This window comes from Candidatus Cloacimonadota bacterium (assembly GCA_034661015.1).
Taxonomy (GTDB): domain Bacteria; phylum Cloacimonadota; class Cloacimonadia; order JGIOTU-2; family JGIOTU-2; genus JAYEKN01.
In genome coordinates this window covers 1-1,873 of record JAYEKN010000247.1, presented here as the reverse complement: position 1 = coordinate 1,873, position 1,873 = coordinate 1, and the positions used below count along the sequence as shown (strand labels likewise).

Below are 1,873 nucleotides of genomic sequence, written 5' to 3'. Positions count from 1 at the left end.
AATCAATTAAACATGCTTGCATCTTCATCTATATCAAAAAAAGAGCCAACTGCCTCAATTATAGAAAAGGACAAATATCGAATTCTTTCGAGTGTAGCTTTTTATGGTGCAAATGCAAGCGGAAAAAGTAATTTTTTGGCTGCTATCAAATTTATGCAAAGAATGATTTTAAACTCAGCTCGTGAGAGTCGTATTGGTGAAAAAATTGATGTGAAAGGGTTTAGATTAAGCAGTTCTTGCGATGAGCAGCCATCAATGTTTGAGGTCACTTTTTTAGTATCCGGTATTGAGTATAAAAACGAAATTAAAGATATTGTTTTTAGATATGGCTTTGAAATCGACTCAGAAAAAGTTCATTCTGAGTGGCTTTTTGGTCGCTTTACATCTCAAGAGTCAAAATTATTTATTCGGATTGAAAATGATATTAAGATCGGCGAGAAGTTTGCAGAAGGCAAAATGGTTTATAAGGCGGTTGGAAGTATCAACCAAACGACACTTTTTTTATCACTTATTGCATCACTAAAAGGTGAAAATGCATTAATTACTAATAGTGTTATTACTTGGTTTCGAAAATTGCAGGATGTCTCCGGAATTGGTGATGAGCGTATTTATGGAATTACTGCAAACTTAATGGAGAAATCTGATTTTAAAAAGCAGGTTATCAGGGCTTTGTGTAATGCAGATATTTGCATAGAAGATATTTCCATTGAGAGAAAACCTTTTGATTTAAAAAAACTACCGGAATTCCTTAAGATTGATCTTGAAAAGAAAGACACAAAAAATCTGCATGAGCTTATTCTAAAATCATATCATAAAAAATACAACGAGAATAAAGAAGTAATCGGGTTAGAGGACTTTGATTTTGAGAGAGAAGAGTCCGATGGTTCAAAGAAATTTTTTGCTTTAATCGGCCCTGTCTTAGACGCTTTGGAAAATGGACTTGTATTGGTTATTGATGAAATTGATGCTCGGTTTCATCCGAATCTGTGCGAAGTTCTAATTTCTCTGTTCAACTCAAAAAAGTCGAACAAAAATGATGCTCAACTGCTATTTTCAACGCATAATACAAATATCATGAATAGAAAAATGTTTAGACGTGATCAAATTTATTTTGTCGAAAAAGACAAATATGGTGAATCTGAGCTATATTCGTTATATGATTATAAAAAAGTTCGCGATGATGCCTCTTATGATAAAGATTATTTGTTAGGTAAGTACGGTGCCATTCCCTATCTGAGTGATTTCGAGTCATTATTCTTGGAGGATTTGTGATGGGCACAGATAATTTACACCATAAAAAAAGAACAGGGCTATTCAAAAGGGAACGAAAAAAAATAAGGGAGTACAAAAATAGCATATTGATTGTTTGTGAAGGTGAAAGAACCGAACCTGAATATTTTAAAAAATTTCCAATTAACAACATAAATGTTACAACAATAGGAACTGGAACAAGCAATATTACCCTTATTAAGGATGCAATTACTATATGGAAGACAAAAGCTAATGAGGGTAAATATTTCGAACGTCTTTGGTGTGTTTTTGATAGGGATGATTTTCCTTCACAAAACTACAATCAGTCATTTGAAAACATATCAAATGAAGAGGCAAGGCTAAATAATAAATATCGTAAAAAGACAGGTCGGAAGATACAGATTCGTATTGCATATTCTAATCAAGCATTTGAGTTATGGTATTTGCTTCATTTTGATTATATTGATGCTGAGTTAGACCGTTCTGATTATTCAAATATGCTTAGCAAGAGGATGAAGCAGCGGTATAAAAAAAATGATTCAAATATGTATTCTTTATTGAACAAATTTCAGGATGTTGCGATTCGTAATGCTAAAAGACTTGAAAGGAGTATAAAGGAAAA

At 32.6% G+C, this 1,873-nt stretch carries 2 protein-coding genes; both read left to right on the top strand.

The window, feature by feature from the left end; all coding sequences use genetic code 11:
- Positions 1 to 1,272 (top strand): ATP-binding protein (locus tag U9P79_09080; protein ID MEA2104773.1); only part of this gene is annotated, 1,272 nt, incomplete at its 5' end.
- Positions 1,272 to 1,873, top strand: a 602-nt coding sequence (locus U9P79_09075) for an RloB family protein (GenBank protein ID MEA2104772.1), incomplete at its 3' end; no start/stop codon positions are given. The genes U9P79_09080 and U9P79_09075, both read left to right, overlap by 1 nt.